The sequence below is a fragment of the Kitasatospora sp. NPDC059160 genome, assembly GCF_042755465.1.
Lineage (GTDB): Bacteria > Actinomycetota > Actinomycetes > Streptomycetales > Streptomycetaceae > Kitasatospora.
Genome location: NZ_JBHZCN010000035.1, coordinates 28,458 through 43,262, shown reverse-complemented (window position 1 = coordinate 43,262; position 14,805 = coordinate 28,458). Strand labels below are relative to the sequence as shown.

The following is a 14,805-nucleotide window of genomic DNA, read 5'->3' as shown; positions in this document are numbered from 1 at the left end:
TGCGTGACGCCCACGACCCCAGGAGGACCCACGGTGACCACCGCAGGCCCGTCGCCGCGCGCCCGCTCGACCCGGCAGCGAGCCGCCGTCTCGGCGGCCCTGGACGAGATCGCGGACTTCCGCAGCGCCCAGGAGCTCCACGACCTGCTCAAGCACCGCGGGGACTCCGTCGGTCTGACCACGGTCTACCGCACCCTCCAGTCGCTCGCCGACGCCGGTGAGGTGGACGTGCTGCGCACCGCCGACGGCGAGGCCGTCTACCGCCGGTGCAGCAGCGGGCACCACCACCACCTGGTCTGCCGGCACTGCGGCGCCACCGTCGAGGTCGAGGGCCCCGCGGTCGAGCGCTGGGCCAACTCGGTCGCCGCCGAGCACGGGTTCAGCGACATCGCGCACACCCTGGAGATCTTCGGCACCTGCGCGGACTGCGCGAAGAAGGGCTGAACGGCCGTCCGTACGGGGGCAGCCCGCGCGGACGACGGCCGAAGGGCCCGCGGGAACGGTTCGTTCCCGCGGGCCCTTCGGCATGCGCGCGCCGGTCGGCGTCAGCGCTGGGTGGGCAGCTCCAGCGGCGCGGCGACCTCGTTCGGGATCGCCCCGCCGAAGCGGCGGTCGCGCATCGCGAACTGCTCGCAGGCGCGCCACAGGTCGCGGCGGTCGAAGTCCGGCCAGAGCACGTCCTGGAACACGAACTCGGCGTACGCGGACTGCCAGAGCAGGAAGTTGGAGGTGCGCTGCTCGCCGCTGGGGCGCAGGAAGAGGTCCACGTCCGGCATGTCCGGGTGGTACATGTACTTGGCGATGGTCTTCTCGTTGACCTTCTTCGGGTCCAGCCGACCGGCCGCCACGTCCAGCGCGATCGCCTGCGCGGCGTCGGCGAGTTCGGCCCGGCCGCCGTAGTTGACGCACATGTAGAGCGTCACCGCGTCGTTGCCCTTGGTCTGCTCCTCGGCGACCTGGAGCTCCTGGACGACGCTCTTCCACAGCTTGGGCATCCGGCCGGCCCAGCGGATCCGCACGCCCATCGCGTCCATCTCGTCACGGCGGCGGCGGATGACGTCCCGGTTGAAGTTCATCAGGAACTTCACCTCGTCGGGCGAGCGCTTCCAGTTCTCGGTGGAGAACGCGTACAGCGAGATGTTCTTGACGCCGAGCTCGATCGCGCCCTTGAGCACGTCCAGCACCACGGACTCGCCGATCTTGTGGCCCTCGGTGCGGGGCAGCCCGCGCTCCTTGGCCCAGCGGCCGTTGCCGTCCATCACGATGGCGACGTGGTCCGGGACCAGCTCGCCGGGGAGCTTCGGGGGCTTGGCGCCGCTGGGGTGCGGGGTCGGGGGTTCGTAGACCCGCTGCTTGCCGCCGCCGAAGAGCCGTCGCGCTGCCATGTGCTCACTTCTCCACGTATCTCATCGAGCGGATGCCCCGCTCCAGGTGCCACTGCAGATAGGCCGCGACCAGGCCGCTGCCCTCCCGCCAGTACCGCGGCTCGCAGGCGTCGGCCGTCCGCCAGTCCCCTGACAGCAGCGCCCCGAGCAGTACCAGTGTCTCAGGGGAGGGTACGGCACATCCGGGCACTCGGCAGTCCGCGCAGAGCACCCCCCCTGCGGGGAGGGAGAAGAAACGGTTCGGCCCGTCCAGGCCGCATTTGGCGCAGTCCGTGAAGCTCGCGCCGTACCCGTTCACCGCGAGCGAGCGCAGCAGGAAGGCGTCCAGCACCAGGTGCGACTCGTGCGTCCCGGCCGCCAGCACCCGCAGCCCGCCCACCAGCAGCAGGTACTGCTGGACGGCCGGCTCGCCCTCGTTCTCGGCGAAGCGCTCGGCCGTCTCCAGCATCGCCGTGCCGGCGGTGTAGCGGCCGTAGTCGGTGACGATCGATCCGCCGTACGGGGCGATGGTCTCCACCTGGGTGCACAGCGGCAGCCCGCGCCCGACCAGCTCGCTCCCCCGGCTGAAGAACTGCACGTCCACGTGCGAGAACGGCTCCAGCCGGGCGCCGAACTTGGACTTGGTCTTGCGCACCCCGCGCGCCACCGCCCGCACCTTGCCGTGGTGGCGGGTCAGCAGGGTGATGATCCGATCGGCCTCGCCGAGCTTCTGCGCCCGCAACACGACGCCGTCGTCCCGGAAAAGACTCATGCCCCCCATTGTCCCCCAGGGCTCTGACAGCCGTGGACAGCCGTGTTGCCCGCACCGGGGGCCGTGGGGGAGGACCACTGCGGTGCGGGTCACGGCGGGCCCGGAGGGGGGGCGGGCCCGTTTGTGGGGGATACGGAAGGTCCGGAGGGGCGGGGCCGAGGCCCTACAGGTTCTCGTACGGTGCCCGGGTCGCCGCCTCCAGCAGCGCCGGCACCTGGCTCTGCGGCAGGTCCAGGCAGCTGCCGACCGCGGCCAGCGCCTCGCGCTCCTGCGGCAGGTAGCGCCCGTCCGCCAGGGCGATCGCCGCACCCAGCAGCAGCAGCCGCTCCCGGCCCTGCTGGGCCAGGTGCGGGGCGAGCGGTTCGAGCACCGCGTGCAGTTCCACGGTCAGGCCGCCGGCCATCCCGTGGGCGTCGTGGAGTTCGCCGCCGAGCCCGGACAGCGCGGCGAGCGCGGCCAGCACCTGGGCCTCGCCGCAGTCCTCGAACCCGGCCTCGCGCACCGCCGTGCAGGCCGCCTCGCGGGCCGCCCGGTGGGCGGTGCCGCCGGCCGCGAGCAGGGCCAGGGCGATGGTGTACTGGGCGTCCCGCAGCATCGCGCCGAGGCGCACGCTGGTGGGCTGCTCCAGGGACTCGACGCCGTAGCGCCCGTGGCAGCTGGTGCACTGCACGCTGCCGATCACCGGTCCGAGCGGCGCGACCGGCGTCCCCAGCAACCGCAGCCACCGCCGGCCGTGCTGCCGGCGGTAGTTGCGGTCCCCGCCGCAGCCCGGACAGAAGAAATCACCGAGAACATCGGTCCGCCACCTCGGGCGAACACCCCACAACCTGGTCACGGCGCCACTCCCCAGACATGGCAGGCGGCCTGCACAACTATGGACAGGTCACGCGACCGGACACCGAGGCCGTCCCACCGACCCGGCTTGCCGGTGGATCGATGTTGCCACGGTTACCGGCACGTGTCAGTACCTCGAACGGCTTCCGATCCGAAAAAATGTGGCGCAGGCCACAGCCCGCCCGGGACGCCCGACGGACACGGCGAAGGGCCGTCCCGCGGGACGGCCCTTCGCGTACCACCCGCGGGAGTCAGCCGCGCTGCGAGCGGTTGACGGCACTGATCATCGCCTTCAGCGAGGCCAGCACGGTGTTGCCGTCGATGCCCACGCCCCACAGCACCTTGCCGTCCACCGCGCACTCCACGTACGCGGCCGCCTGGGCGTCGCCGCCCTCGCTCAGCGCGTGCTCGGCGTAGTCCAGCACCCGTACGTCCACGCCGATCCGGGCCAGCGCGTCCGCGAAGGCCGAGACCGGGCCGTTGCCGGTACCGGTCAGGGTCACCGGCGCACCGTCCACCACGGCCTCGGCGGTCAGCGCGTCCCGGCCGTCCTCGGTGGTCAGGGTGCGCGAACCGGCCAGCGACAGCCGGCCCCACGGGTTGCCGGTGGTCGGCAGGTACTCGTCCTCGAAGACCCGCCAGATCTCCGCCGGGCTGACCTCGCCGCCCTCGGCGTCGGTCTTGGCCTGGATGATCCGGGAGAACTCGATCTGCATCCGGCGCGGCAGGTCCAGCTTGTGGTCGTTCTTGAGGACGTACGCCACCCCGCCCTTGCCGGACTGGCTGTTGACCCGGATGACCGCCTCGTAGGTGCGGCCGACGTCCTTCGGGTCGATCGGCAGGTACGGCACGCCCCAGGTGTGCTCCGCCACCGGCACCCCGGCCGCCTTCGCGTCCGCCTCCAGGACGTCGAAGCCCTTCTTGATGGCGTCCTGGTGCGAGCCGGAGAAGGAGGTGTACACCAGGTCCCCGGCGTACGGGTGGCGCGGGTGCACCTCCATCTGGTTGCAGTACTCGGCGGTGCGGCGCACCTCGTCGATGTCGGAGAAGTCGATCTGCGGGTCGATGCCCTGCGAGAACAGGTTCATCCCCAGCGTCACCAGGTCGACGTTGCCGGTCCGCTCGCCCTGCCCGAACAGGCAGCCCTCGATCCGGTCCGCTCCCGCCATGTAGGCCAGCTCGGCGGAGGCCACGGCGGTGCCGCGGTCGTTGTGGGGGTGCACCGACAGGCAGACGAACTCGCGGCGCGACAGGTTGCGCGACATCCACTCGAACTGGTCGGCCTGGACGTTCGGGGTGGCCCGCTCGACGGTGGCCGGCAGGTTCAGGATGATCTCGCGGCCCTCACCGGGCTGCCAGACGTCCATCACCGCCTCGCAGACCTCCAGCGCGAAGTCCAGCTCGGTGTCCACGAAGATCTCCGGCGAGTACTGGTAGCCGAAGACGGTGTCGTCGCCCAGCAGCTTCTCCGCGTACTCCATGACCAGCCGGGTGCCGTCCACCGCGATCGCCTTGGTGGCCGCCTCGTCGTTGCGGAACACCACCCGGCGGAACAGCGGCGCGGTCGCGTTGTACAGGTGGACGGTCGCCCGCGGGGCGCCGACCAGCGCCTCGACGGTCTTCTCGATCAGCTCCTCGCGGGCCTGGGTCAGCACCGAGATGGTGACGTCCTCCGGGATCGCCCCCTCCTCGATCAGCGACCGCACGAAGGCGTGGTCGGTGGCGCCGGAGGACGGGAAGCCGACCTCGATCTCCTTGTAGCCCATGGCCACCAGCAGGTCGAACATCTTCCGCTTGCGGGCCGGGGACATCGGGTCGATCAGCGCCTGGTTGCCGTCCCGCAGGTCGGTGGAGAGCCAGCGCGGCGCCTTGGTGATCACCTGGTGCGGCCAGGTGCGGTCCGGCAGGTCGACGGTGCCGAACGGCAGGTAGCGCCCGTGGCGCATGCCCGAGGGCCGCTGGCGCACGGAGGCGGCGGTGATCGGGGTCGGCCGGTCGACGAAGGCGCGAGCGGCGGGGACGGACGCGGCGGAGGTCTGCTCGGTCATGGAGGGGACTCTCGGCTTCCTGTGGATGCGTGGTGCGGGCGGTCGGGAGGGATCGACACCGACTGGCCGGCCGCTGCTGCGCCCCGCGATACGCCGTCGCATCGCCGTTTCCGCGCACAGCTCGTTCCCCGCGGCGAGGGAGCCGGCCCGGTGGACTACAGGCCCTCGACGCGGCAGCTAAGAAGAAGCAGCCCGTTGCGCATGATGTGGCCCAGCGTAACCCAGGCCCGCGCGCCCCCGAAGTGATCCGGGCTTCCGTTCCACCCCTTGAGACGTGGAACGGTCCTGCCACGGGTGGTGACATCCGGTCATCCAGGCCTCACCCTGGGCCACATGACTGCAGGAGTCCCGCGCTGCGCGATCGTCCCGCCGTACGTCCTGGACCGCCTCGCCGAGGCCGGTCACCAGCCCGCCGTCCACTCCCTCGCCCTGGACGCCGCGCACCGCGCGGCCCGCCTCGCCGCTCCCCCGCCGACCACCGGCGCCCCCGGCCTCAGCCGGCTGGTCTACGACGCCGGGCACGGCCAGCGGCTGCCCGGGCGCACCGTCCGCACCGAGGGCCACGCCCCGGTCGCCGACGCCTCCGTCAACCACGCCTACGACGGCCTGGGCGCCACCTTCGCGCTCTACTCCGACGTCTTCGGCCGCGACTCGATCGACGGCCGCGGCCTGCGGATGGACGCCAGCGTCCACTACGGCCGCAACTACGACAACGCCTTCTGGAACGGCTCGCAGATGGTCTTCGGCGACGGCGACGGCCAGGTCTTCGGCGACTTCACCGCCTGCATCGACGTCATCGGCCACGAACTCACCCACGGCGTCACCCAGTTCACCGCCGGACTGGACTACCAGGACCAGCCCGGCGCGCTCAACGAGTCGGTCTCCGACGTCTTCGGCTCGCTGGTCAAGCAGTACGCCCTGCACCAGGACGCCGCCTCCGCCGACTGGTTGATCGGCGCCGGACTGCTCGCCCCCGGCGTCCAGGGCGTGGCGCTGCGCTCGATGAAGGCGCCCGGCACCGCCTACGACGACCCCCAGCTGGGCAAGGACCCGCAACCCGCCCACATGCGGGACTACGTGGACACCACCGACGACAACGGCGGGGTGCACATCAACTCCGGCATCCCCAACCACGCGTTCTACCTGTTGGCCACCGCCCTGGGCGGGTCGTCCTGGGAGCAGGCCGGGCGGATCTGGTACGACGCCCTGACCGGCGGCGGGCTGCCCGCCACCGCCGACTTCACCGCCTTCGCCCGGGCCACCGTGGCCGCCGCCAAGGCCCGTTACCCCGACAAGCCCCCGGTCGCCGACACCGTGACGGCCTCCTGGGCCCAGGTCGGCGTCAGCCCAGGCTGACCGCGGACGACCGGTTCACCACCGGTCCGGAGCGGTTTGAGACCGCCTTAAGGTCACGGTCGGGGAAAAGAGCCGCAAAAGCCTCCCCTGCGTAGCACCATGGACACCATGCGTATCCAGGTGACCCGGACCGGCGGACTCGCCGGAATCCTCCGCCACGCGGAGCTCGAAACCGTCGACCGCACGGACGCCCCGCACGTCCACGCGCTCGCCCGCGAGGCCGTCGCGGGCGGGCTGCGCGCGCCCTCGTACGGGGTGCCGGACGGCTTCCACTACGAGATCACCGTCGACGGGCGGACGGTGTACTGCGCCGACCCCAAACTCACCGACTCCCAGCGGGAGCTGGTCTCGCTGGTGCTCCGCGAGGGGGCGTAGGCCCCTCCCGGGCCCGGCGCGGCACGGGCCCGCCCGGACGCGCACGGCGTCCGGACGGGCCCGGGGCGGCTCACCGCCCGTCGCCGAACTCCCCGGTCAGAAGCCGAGCTTGCGCAGCTGCTTGGGGTCGCGCTGCCAGTCCTTGGCCACCTTGACGTGCAGGTCCAGGTAGACCGGCGTGCCGAGCAGCGCCTCGATGTGCTTGCGGGCGGTGGTGCCGACGTGCTTGAGCCGGGAGCCCTTGGCGCCGATCACGATCGCCTTCTGGCTCTGCCGCTCGATGTAGACGTTGGCGTGGATGTCCAGCAGCGGACGGTCCGCCGGGCGGCCCTCGCGCGGCAGCATCTCCTCGACCACGACGGCGAGCGAGTGCGGCAGTTCGTCCCGCACGCCCTCCAGGGCGGCCTCGCGGATCAGCTCGGCGACCATGATCTGCTCGGGCTCGTCGGTGAGGTCGCCCTCCGGGTAGAGCTGGTCGCCCTCGGGCAGCAGCTTGGTGAGGAGGTCGGCGACCAGGTCGACCTGCTGGTCGCCGACCGCCGAGACCGGGATGATCTCGGCCCACTCGAAGCCCAGCTCGATGCCGAGCTGGTGGATGGCGATCAGCTGCTCGGCCAGGCGCTTGGAGTCGACCAGGTCGGTCTTGGTGACGATGGCGACCTTGGGGGTCTTCTTGATCCCGGCGATCTCCTTGGCGATGAACTTGTCGCCGGGGCCGAGCTTCTGGTCGGCGGGCAGGCAGAAGCCGATCACGTCGACCTCGGCCCAGGTGGTGCGGACCAGGTCGTTGAGGCGCTCGCCGAGCAGGGTGCGGGGCTTGTGCAGGCCGGGGGTGTCGACCAGCACGAGCTGGGCGTCCGGGCGGTGCACGATGCCGCGCACGGTGTGGCGGGTGGTCTGCGGGCGGTCGGAGGTGATCGCGACCTTCGTCCCCACCAGGGCGTTGGTCAGGGTCGACTTGCCCGCGTTGGGACGGCCGACGAAGCACGCGAACCCGGAGCGGTACGAGGAGGAAGGGGCATTCATGCGCCCCATTCTCCCTGATCACCGGAGCCCCGCCGTCCGGGGCCGGTCCGTCCGGGGCGCTCAGCCCTTGCCGCCGCCCCGTCCGACCAGCGAGAACACCACCAGCAGCAGCAGGAAGGCGAGTGAACCCCAGAGCCAGTAGACCGTGCCGGTCTCCTGCCACTTGCCCATGCCCATCACGAACAGCACCAGCCCGGCGACGAACGCCAACGCCCCCATGCCCCAGCCCCTCACCGAGTCCACCCCTCCGGTGAGATTATCTGCTGAGTGCAGGGGGCGCGGTCTCCCCGCACCGGCCCCGAGGGGGCCGCCGGGGGCCGCTCAGCGGGCCTCGGCCACCACCCGCAGCGTCCCGTCCGGCCCGGCCAGCAGCACCGGCGTACCGGCCCCGCCCAGGTCCCGCACGGCCGCCAGATCGGCCTCGGCGGGCTGCTCGGCCTCGCTCACCACGGCGGCCGCCTCCAGCGACTTCGCACCGCTGGCCACCGCCATCGCCACCGCCGTCCGCAGCGCGCTCAGCCGTAGCGACTCCAGCGCGACCGTCCCGGCCACGTAGGTGCGGCCGGTCTCGTCACGCACCGCGGCCCCCTCGGCCACGCCGTTGCGGGCGCGGGCCGAGCGGGCCAGGGTGATGATCTTCTTGTCTTCGGGGTCGAGTTCGACGATGTCACTCATGCCGCCGAGCATAGGCGGCACCCTCCCGGCGCCCTCGGTCAACCCGGCTCAGTGGCCCACCGGGTGGGTGCGGCCGGGGTTCGGGTTGAGCACCTTGACGAAGGTCTTCGCGGCGCCGGACGGCAGCGGCTCCTCGTGCGAGGCCCGCTCGCGCCAGAACGGGTTGTCGTGCGGCAGGTGGCTGCTCACCCGGCCGTACATTCCGAAGGTGGTCACGACGATCCCGAAGACGAACGCGAACAGCACGTTCGACATCCGGAAGTTGAGGATGTTCGCGTCCGGCCGGCCGAGCACCGTCAGCCCGTAGAAGCCGGACAGGACGAACAGCACGCCGATCACCATGTTGAGGTTGGACGCGAAGTTCCCGCCGATCACCGCTCCGACCAGCAGGACCGCACCCGCCACGATGGACAGGATGCTCAGCGCCCCGTTGGTCGACAGCCCGGCGATCCGGTCACCGTGGGTGGCCAGGAAGCCGGGGTGGTCGGCCAGCCCCAGGATCCCGAACACGATCAGGAAGATCCCCCCGAGCCCCGCCCCGACCCGCCACACCAGGGCGAGCCGTCGATCGACGGTCGGCAGTTCGTCTTGCAGCTTCATGGCGACCTCCAGAGCCCGGCCGTCGCCGCGGGGCACGGCCGGGAGGCACGGCTAGCTGTAGGGATGGCTCCCCTGCATGTGGGGCGTCTCGTGCATGTAGAGCGAGCCGCACTGCTGGCAGCAGCGCAGCCCGGTGCCCCATTCCTGCTCGGGCCGCGTCTCGGCGTCGTCGGGCATGCTCCGGCCGCAGAGCGCGGTCGACGGGTCCTCGTCCCGCACCACGTGCCAGGACTTGACTCCGCCGGCCGCCCCCTGCGGGCCGTACTCCGCGCGAAGTTTGTGCGTCATGCCCTCCATGGTCGCGCGGCGACCGCCCACCCGCTACTCGCCCGCGGCCCGCACCGTTTCCGACCGGCGCACCGGCGAGGCGACCATCGAACCGATCCGGTTGCGGCGCCCGGCCGAGGACTCCGCGGTCAGCAGGATGCCGGTCAGGCCGTCCGCGGCCGGCTCGGGCAGCGGGATCTCGCAGGCCGACCCGGGGATCGGCACCCGGCCCAGGTGCTTGGCCAGCAGGCCGCCGACGGTCTCGACGTCCTCGTCCTCCAGCTCGATCCCGAACAGCTCGCCCAGGTCCTCCACCAGCAGCCGGGCGGTGATCCGGTACGAGCCGTCGCCGAGGTCCTCGACCGGCGCGATCTCCCGGTCGTACTCGTCGGTGATCTCGCCGACGATCTCCTCCAGGACGTCCTCGATGGTGACCAGGCCCGCCGTGCCGCCGTACTCGTCGATCACGATCGCGACGTGCGAGCGGCGCTGCTGCATCTCCCGCAGCAGGTCGCCGGCCGGCTTGGAGTCCGGGACGAACACGGCCGGGCGCATCACCGCACCGACCTCCTCGGCCTCCGCCTCCCGGTTGATGTGGGTGCGGCGCACCAGGTCCTTGAGGTAGACGATGCCGACCACGTCGTCCTCGTTGTCGCCGACCACCGGGATCCGCGAGAAGCCCGAGCGCAGCGCCAGGGTGAGCGCCTGCCGGACGGTCTTGTGCCGCTCGATCATCACCAGGTCGGTGCGCGGCACCATCACCTCGCGCACGATGGTGTCGCCCAGTTCGAAGACCGAGTGCACCATCCGGCGCTCCTCGTCCTCGATCAGGTCGTCCTTCTCGGCGAGGTCGACCAGCGCCCGCAGCTCCGCCTCGGAGGCGAACGGCCCCTCCCGGTACCCCTTCCCCGGGGTCAGCGCGTTGCCCAGCAGGATCAGCAGCCGCGGGATCGGGCCGAGCACCGCGGCCAGCGGCAGCAGCACGAAGGAGGCCGCGGTCGCGGTGGAGATCGGGTGCTGGCGCCCGATCGTGCGCGGCGAGACGCCCACCGCGACGAAGGACACCAGCACCATCACGCCGAAGGCCAACAGCACGGCCTGCCAGGTCGGGTGGATGTTGCGCACGCACACCGCGGTGACCAGCACCGCGGCCGCCATCTCGCTGGCCACCCGGATCAGGGTGGCCAGGTTGAGGTAGCGGAACGGGTCGGAGGCGACGGCCAGCAGCCGCGCGGAGCCGCGCCGGCCGTTGCGCACGGCCTCCTCCGCCCGGAACCGGGAGACCCGGGAGATGCCCGCCTCGGCGCACGCGGCCAGCCAGCCCAGGACGACCAGGGCCACGGCACCGAGGATGAAGCTCGTACTCTCACCGCTCACAGGAGTTCGGGCCCCGCGCTCAGTGGGTGGTGGGGGCCGGGGAGATGCCGCCGAGGCCCCGGCCCGCCCGCCAGTCGTCCAGGATCCGCTTCTGGAGGGCGAACATCTCTTCCTCCTCCTCCGGCTCCTCGTGGTCGTAGCCGAGGACGTGCAGCACGCCGTGGACGGTGAGCAGCTGGAGCTCCTCGTCCATCGAGTGCTTGGAGGGGGCCGCCTTGCCCTGCTGCTCGGCGACCTCGGGGCAGAGCACGATGTCGCCGAGCAGGCCCTGCGGCAGCTCCTCGCCCTCCTTGCCCGGACGCAGCTCGTCCATCGGGAACGACATCACGTCGGTCGGTCCGGGCAGGTCCATCCACTGGATGTGCAGCTCCTCCATCGCCGCACCGTCCACCAGGATCACGGACAGTTCGGACTGCGGGTGGATCCGCATCTTGTCCAGGGCGAAGCGGGCGACGTCGAGGATGGCTTCCTCATCGGCGTCCCAACCGGACTCGTTGGCGATGTCGATCGACATGACGGGCTGTGTGCTCAGCTTTCGGTGCGATGGGACTGTCGGGGTGCGCGCGCCGCGGCGGTCTTTCCGGGGCGCCGCTGGGCGGGCTTGCGGGCGGCCGGGGAGTTCTCCTCGGCCTCCTGCCGCGCGTCCCAGCGTTCGTAGGCGTCCACGATCCGGCCGACCAGCTTGTGGCGGACCACGTCGGTGCTGGTGAGGACGGAGAAGTGGATGTCCGGGACGCCGGCCAGGATCTCCTGGACGACCTTGAGCCCGCTGCGGGTGCCGCCCGGGAGGTCGATCTGGCTGGTGTCGCCGGTGACCACCACCCGGGAGTTGAACCCGAGGCGGGTGAGGAACATCTTCATCTGCTCGGGCGAGGTGTTCTGGGCCTCGTCCAGGATGATGAAGGCGTCGTTGAGGGTGCGGCCGCGCATGTACGCGAGCGGCGCGACCTCGATGGTGCCGGCCGCCATCAGGCGCGGGATGGAGTCCGGGTCCATCATGTCGTGCAGCGCGTCGTACAGCGGGCGCAGGTACGGGTCGATCTTCTCGTAGAGGGTGCCGGGCAGGAAGCCCAGCCGCTCGCCCGCCTCGACCGCCGGGCGGGTCAGGATGATCCGGTTGACCTCCTTGGCCTGGAGGGCCTGGACGGCCTTGGCCATCGCCAGGTAGGTCTTGCCGGTGCCGGCCGGGCCGAGGCCGAAGACGATCGTGTGCTTGTCGATCGCGTCGACGTAGCGCTGCTGGTTGAGCGTCTTGGGGCGGATCGTGCGGCCGCGGTTGGACAGGATGTTCGCGGTGAACACCTGGGACGGCGCCGGGCTGTCCGGGCCCTCCTCGCGGAGCATGGCGATGGAGCGCTCCACGGAGTCCTCCGTCAGGGGCTGGCCGGTGCGCAGCACCAGCATCATCTCGTTGAAGAGCTTCTGCACGAGGGCGACCTCGGCGCGCTCCCCGGTGGCGGTCACCTCGTTGCCGCGGACGTGGATGTCGGCGGCGGGGAACCCCTGCTCGATCACGCGCAGCAGCGAGTCCGCCGTGCCGAGCAGGGTGACCATCGGATGCTTCTCGGGGATGACGATCCGGGCGCTCACCCGGCCGTCGTCGGTCGGTTCGGGGCGCGACTGTCCATCGGTACGGGTCTGCGATGTGTCACTCATGGGTCGGCGCTGGGCCTGCCTCATCCCATCCGTGGTCTCGTGTGCCGCTCGGTCTCTCCGGGGCACCAGGGTACGCCGCGAGCGTGATCGCTGCGGCGGGCGGCGGGGCCGCACCCGACGATGCTGCGGCAGATCGCGGGGCGGCGCGAGCCCTTTTCGCGGGGAGCCCGTGCGGCGTCCACCCCCGGCGCCGCGCCGTCCACGGGTGACGGCGGGTGCTCCACGGGTGGCGGCGGACCGTTCACGGGTGGCGGCGGGCGGGGACGGGCACCCGGGCGAGGTCCTCGGCGAGCACCAGGTCCCCGTCGAAGTGCTTGCGGGCGTCGGCCAGGTGCTGGCCCAGGTCCGGGTAGCGCTGCGAGAAGTGGGTCAGCACGAGGGTCCGCGCCCCGGCCTCGGCCGCGACCTTGGCGGCCTGGCCGGCGGTGAGGTGGCCGTGGTCCTCGGCGAGGTGGGCGTCGGCGTCGGTGAAGGTCGCCTCGACCACCAACAGGTCGGCCCCCTCGGCGAGTTCGTGCACCCCCTCGCAGAGCCGGGTGTCCATCACGAAGGCGAAGCGCTGGCCCCGGCGGTGCTCGCTGACCTCGTCCAGGGTGACGGTGCGGCCGTCCACCTCGACCGCGCCCTCGTGCTGGAGCCGGCCCACGGCCGGGCCGCGCACGCCGGCCGCGGCGAGCCGCTCGGGCACCAGTCGGCGGCCGTCCGGCTCGGACAGCCGGTAGCCGAAGGACTCCACCGGGTGGTCCAGCCGGACGGCGTCCAGCGCGAAGCGGGCGCCGGGCGCGGGCAGCGGGCCGGGCTCGTCGATCGGCCGCGGCCGCAGCACGGCGGTCTCGTGGTACGCGGTGGCGTGCCGCAGCCGCTCGAAGTAGACCTCGCCGGACGCCGGGAAGTAGACGTCCACCGGGTGCGGGACCCGGTCAAGGTTGATCCGCTGGATCACCCCGGCGAGGCCCAGGCAGTGGTCGCCGTGGAAGTGGGTCACCGCGATCCGGGTGATCTGGGTGGCCGAGACCCCGGCGTGCAGCATCTGGCGCTGGGTGCCCTCGCCGGGGTCGAACAGCAGGCCCTCGCCGTCCCAGCGGAGCAGGTAGCCGTTGTGGTTGCGGTGCCGGGTGGGCACCTGGCTGGCGGTGCCGAGGACGACGAGTTCGCGCTGGGACACCTGGGATCAGACCATGCTCTCGTTCATCGGCATCCCGCCGAGCACGTGCACATGGGCGTGGAACACGGTCTGCCCCGCGCCCGCGCCGGTGTTGAAGATCAGCCGGTAGTCCTCGATGCCCTCGTCCCGCGCCACCGCGCCCGCCTCGGCCAGCAGTTCGCCGGCGACCTCGGGCTCGGCGGCGCCCAGCGCCGCGGCGTTCGGGTAGTGGACGTGCGGGATCACCAGGACGTGCACGGGGGCCTTGGGGGCGATGTCGCGGAAGGCGAGGACGCGCTCGGTCTTGCGCAGCACGGTCGCCGGGATCTCGCCCGCCACGATCTTGCAGAACACACAGTCGGACTGCGGCTCGCCGGCCATCGGAATCTCCTCGGTTCGGTCGTCGATCACGGTTGCACGGGCCGTACGGGCGCAGCCTAGCCGAGCCGCCCGAGCGCCTGCTGGTACTCCTGCAGGTGCTTCCAGCGCACCGAGCGCATGCCGATGATGTCCCCCTCCTCCAGGTCGAACTCGTCGAAGACGAACGAGAGCACCAGGACGACGAAGCCGACCAGCCAGCGCCGGGTCAGCCGCCAGGTGTTGGGGCGCATCACCCGCTTGCGGCGCACCACCCGCATCGCCAGGATCCCCTTGCCCACGCTGAACCCGACCAGCCGGGCCAGCACCACCTGGTTGAGGAACGAGACCAGCACGCAGACGCCCAGGAACGCCGCCCAGAACGGCACCACCGGCCCGCTCGCGTGCTGGACGGCGTGGCCGGCCGCGGCCGCGACGGGCTTGGTACGACCCGACGCGACGTCGGAGGCGACGGCGGCGGCGAAGCCCGCGCCCAGCGCGAGGCCGGCGTCCAGCACCATCGCCAGGAAGCGCCGGAAGCCGCCCGCCTCCCGGGGGCACGGCGGCAGCGCGGGCTGCGGGTGGGGCTGTTGCTGCGGGTACGGGGCCGGCCCGTACGGCGGCTGCGCCTGCGGGTACGGCTGGGGCTGACCGCACGGCTGGGGCTGCGGCGGGTACGGCTGCGGGGGCTGGGCGTACGGCCCCTGGCCGTACGGGTTCGGCCCCGGGCCGCCCGGCGGGTACTGCTGCTGCGGGTACGGCTGGTTCTGCGGGTACTGCTGCTGTTGCGGGTACTGCGGCGGCGGATAGCCCTGCGCCATGGTGTGCTCCCCCGTGAGCCGTCGACCAGATCAAGATCGCGATCAAGAACAGCCCCGCATCCTACCCACGCCCCGGCGCGGGAGCCCGGCCGCGCCGGACCCCCGCGCCCCGCAGGGCCCCGCAGCGCCCCGC

The 14,805-nt window shown here is 72.1% G+C and carries 18 protein-coding genes; 3 read left to right on the top strand and 15 right to left on the bottom strand.

Annotation, left to right across the window (positions count from 1 at the left end; genetic code table 11):
• Window positions 1–33: 33 nt before the first annotated feature.
• Window positions 34–444, top strand: a complete 411-nt coding sequence (locus ACFXOZ_RS17215; RefSeq protein WP_360228723.1) for a Fur family transcriptional regulator — start codon at window positions 34–36, stop codon at window positions 442–444.
• A 101-nt stretch (window positions 445–545) separates the two neighbouring features.
• On the opposite strand, the gene ACFXOZ_RS17210 is transcribed toward ACFXOZ_RS17215, so the two are convergent.
• From ACFXOZ_RS17210 to leuA, 4 genes are all read right to left on the bottom strand, one after another.
• Window positions 546–1,385, bottom strand: coding sequence for an isoprenyl transferase (locus ACFXOZ_RS17210; RefSeq protein ID WP_375892484.1), 840 nt, complete (start codon window positions 1,383–1,385; stop codon window positions 546–548).
• Between the two features lie 4 nt (window positions 1,386–1,389).
• Window positions 1,390–2,136, bottom strand: a complete 747-nt coding sequence (gene recO / locus ACFXOZ_RS17205; protein WP_375892482.1) for a DNA repair protein RecO — start codon at window positions 2,134–2,136, stop codon at window positions 1,390–1,392.
• Window positions 2,137–2,299: 163 nt separating this feature from the next.
• Entirely contained in the window at window positions 2,300–2,851 is a 552-nt protein-coding gene (locus tag ACFXOZ_RS17200; RefSeq protein ID WP_375892480.1) for a TerB family tellurite resistance protein, read from the bottom strand.
• 370 nt (window positions 2,852–3,221) lie between these two features.
• A complete protein-coding gene (gene leuA, locus ACFXOZ_RS17195) occupies window positions 3,222–5,018 on the bottom strand; it encodes a 2-isopropylmalate synthase (protein ID WP_380591176.1) in 1,797 nt (598 codons plus the stop codon).
• A 333-nt stretch (window positions 5,019–5,351) separates the two neighbouring features.
• On the opposite strand from leuA, the gene ACFXOZ_RS17190 reads away from it, so the two are divergent.
• Both ACFXOZ_RS17190 and ACFXOZ_RS17185 read left to right on the top strand, forming a co-directional pair.
• Window positions 5,352–6,374: a M4 family metallopeptidase gene (locus ACFXOZ_RS17190; protein ID WP_380524884.1), complete on the top strand. Its 1,023-nt coding sequence runs from the start codon at window positions 5,352–5,354 to the stop codon at window positions 6,372–6,374.
• A gap of 108 nt (window positions 6,375–6,482) precedes the next feature.
• Window positions 6,483–6,749 carry a protealysin inhibitor emfourin gene (locus ACFXOZ_RS17185; RefSeq protein WP_375892475.1) on the top strand — a complete coding sequence of 89 codons (267 nt, stop codon included), beginning with the start codon at window positions 6,483–6,485 and terminating at the stop codon, window positions 6,747–6,749.
• 96 nt (window positions 6,750–6,845) lie between these two features.
• Here ACFXOZ_RS17185 and era read toward each other — a convergent pair whose 3' ends face one another.
• The 11 genes from era to ACFXOZ_RS17130 form a co-directional block, all read right to left on the bottom strand.
• Entirely contained in the window at window positions 6,846–7,775 is a 930-nt protein-coding gene (era, locus tag ACFXOZ_RS17180) for a GTPase Era (protein ID WP_375892474.1), read from the bottom strand.
• Window positions 7,776–7,835: 60 nt separating this feature from the next.
• Window positions 7,836–8,018 (bottom strand): hypothetical protein, encoded by a 183-nt coding sequence (locus ACFXOZ_RS17175; protein ID WP_360228745.1) that lies wholly within the window; start codon window positions 8,016–8,018, stop codon window positions 7,836–7,838.
• A gap of 78 nt (window positions 8,019–8,096) precedes the next feature.
• On the bottom strand, window positions 8,097–8,462 hold the full coding sequence (locus ACFXOZ_RS17170; protein WP_375892472.1) for a cytidine deaminase: 366 nt from the start codon (window positions 8,460–8,462) through the stop codon (window positions 8,097–8,099).
• Window positions 8,463–8,498: 36 nt separating this feature from the next.
• Complete coding sequence (locus tag ACFXOZ_RS17165; RefSeq protein ID WP_380524883.1) at window positions 8,499–9,050, bottom strand: DUF4383 domain-containing protein; 552 nt, start codon at window positions 9,048–9,050, stop codon at window positions 8,499–8,501.
• A gap of 51 nt (window positions 9,051–9,101) precedes the next feature.
• Window positions 9,102–9,338 (bottom strand): hypothetical protein, encoded by a 237-nt coding sequence (locus ACFXOZ_RS17160; RefSeq protein WP_380401735.1) that lies wholly within the window; start codon window positions 9,336–9,338, stop codon window positions 9,102–9,104.
• Window positions 9,339–9,371: 33 nt separating this feature from the next.
• On the bottom strand, window positions 9,372–10,694 hold the full coding sequence (locus ACFXOZ_RS17155) for a hemolysin family protein (RefSeq protein ID WP_375892468.1): 1,323 nt from the start codon (window positions 10,692–10,694) through the stop codon (window positions 9,372–9,374).
• A gap of 19 nt (window positions 10,695–10,713) precedes the next feature.
• Entirely contained in the window at window positions 10,714–11,208 is a 495-nt protein-coding gene (ybeY, locus tag ACFXOZ_RS17150; RefSeq protein ID WP_030061268.1) for an rRNA maturation RNase YbeY, read from the bottom strand.
• A 14-nt stretch (window positions 11,209–11,222) separates the two neighbouring features.
• The gene (locus ACFXOZ_RS17145; protein WP_375892466.1) at window positions 11,223–12,350 is read right to left on the bottom strand and encodes a PhoH family protein; all 1,128 of its coding nucleotides are present in this window, start codon (window positions 12,348–12,350) and stop codon (window positions 11,223–11,225) included.
• A gap of 241 nt (window positions 12,351–12,591) precedes the next feature.
• The gene (locus ACFXOZ_RS17140; RefSeq protein ID WP_380524882.1) at window positions 12,592–13,515 is read right to left on the bottom strand and encodes a ribonuclease Z; all 924 of its coding nucleotides are present in this window, start codon (window positions 13,513–13,515) and stop codon (window positions 12,592–12,594) included.
• 6 nt (window positions 13,516–13,521) lie between these two features.
• Window positions 13,522–13,875 carry a histidine triad nucleotide-binding protein gene (locus ACFXOZ_RS17135; protein WP_380524909.1) on the bottom strand — a complete coding sequence of 118 codons (354 nt, stop codon included), beginning with the start codon at window positions 13,873–13,875 and terminating at the stop codon, window positions 13,522–13,524.
• A 56-nt stretch (window positions 13,876–13,931) separates the two neighbouring features.
• Window positions 13,932–14,672, bottom strand: a complete 741-nt coding sequence (locus tag ACFXOZ_RS17130; protein WP_380591174.1) for an RDD family protein — start codon at window positions 14,670–14,672, stop codon at window positions 13,932–13,934.
• Between the last annotated feature and the right edge of the window lie 133 nt (window positions 14,673–14,805).

Coding starts and splice junctions, on each gene's coding strand:
- ACFXOZ_RS17210 (WP_375892484.1), bottom strand. CDS start 1,385: ATGGCAGCGCGACGGCTCTTCGGCGGCGGCAAGCAGCGGGTCTACGAA.
- recO (WP_375892482.1), bottom strand. CDS start 2,136: ATGAGTCTTTTCCGGGACGACGGCGTCGTGTTGCGGGCGCAGAAGCTC.
- leuA (WP_380591176.1), bottom strand. CDS start 5,018: ATGACCGAGCAGACCTCCGCCGCGTCCGTCCCCGCCGCTCGCGCCTTC.
- ACFXOZ_RS17190 (WP_380524884.1), top strand. CDS start 5,352: ATGACTGCAGGAGTCCCGCGCTGCGCGATCGTCCCGCCGTACGTCCTG.
- ACFXOZ_RS17185 (WP_375892475.1), top strand. CDS start 6,483: ATGCGTATCCAGGTGACCCGGACCGGCGGACTCGCCGGAATCCTCCGC.
- era (WP_375892474.1), bottom strand. CDS start 7,775: ATGAATGCCCCTTCCTCCTCGTACCGCTCCGGGTTCGCGTGCTTCGTC.
- ACFXOZ_RS17170 (WP_375892472.1), bottom strand. CDS start 8,462: ATGCTCGGCGGCATGAGTGACATCGTCGAACTCGACCCCGAAGACAAG.
- ACFXOZ_RS17165 (WP_380524883.1), bottom strand. CDS start 9,050: ATGAAGCTGCAAGACGAACTGCCGACCGTCGATCGACGGCTCGCCCTG.
- ACFXOZ_RS17160 (WP_380401735.1), bottom strand. CDS start 9,338: ATGACGCACAAACTTCGCGCGGAGTACGGCCCGCAGGGGGCGGCCGGC.
- ybeY (WP_030061268.1), bottom strand. CDS start 11,208: ATGTCGATCGACATCGCCAACGAGTCCGGTTGGGACGCCGATGAGGAA.
- ACFXOZ_RS17145 (WP_375892466.1), bottom strand. CDS start 12,350: ATGAGTGACACATCGCAGACCCGTACCGATGGACAGTCGCGCCCCGAA.
- ACFXOZ_RS17135 (WP_380524909.1), bottom strand. CDS start 13,875: ATGGCCGGCGAGCCGCAGTCCGACTGTGTGTTCTGCAAGATCGTGGCG.
- ACFXOZ_RS17130 (WP_380591174.1), bottom strand. CDS start 14,672: ATGGCGCAGGGCTATCCGCCGCCGCAGTACCCGCAACAGCAGCAGTAC.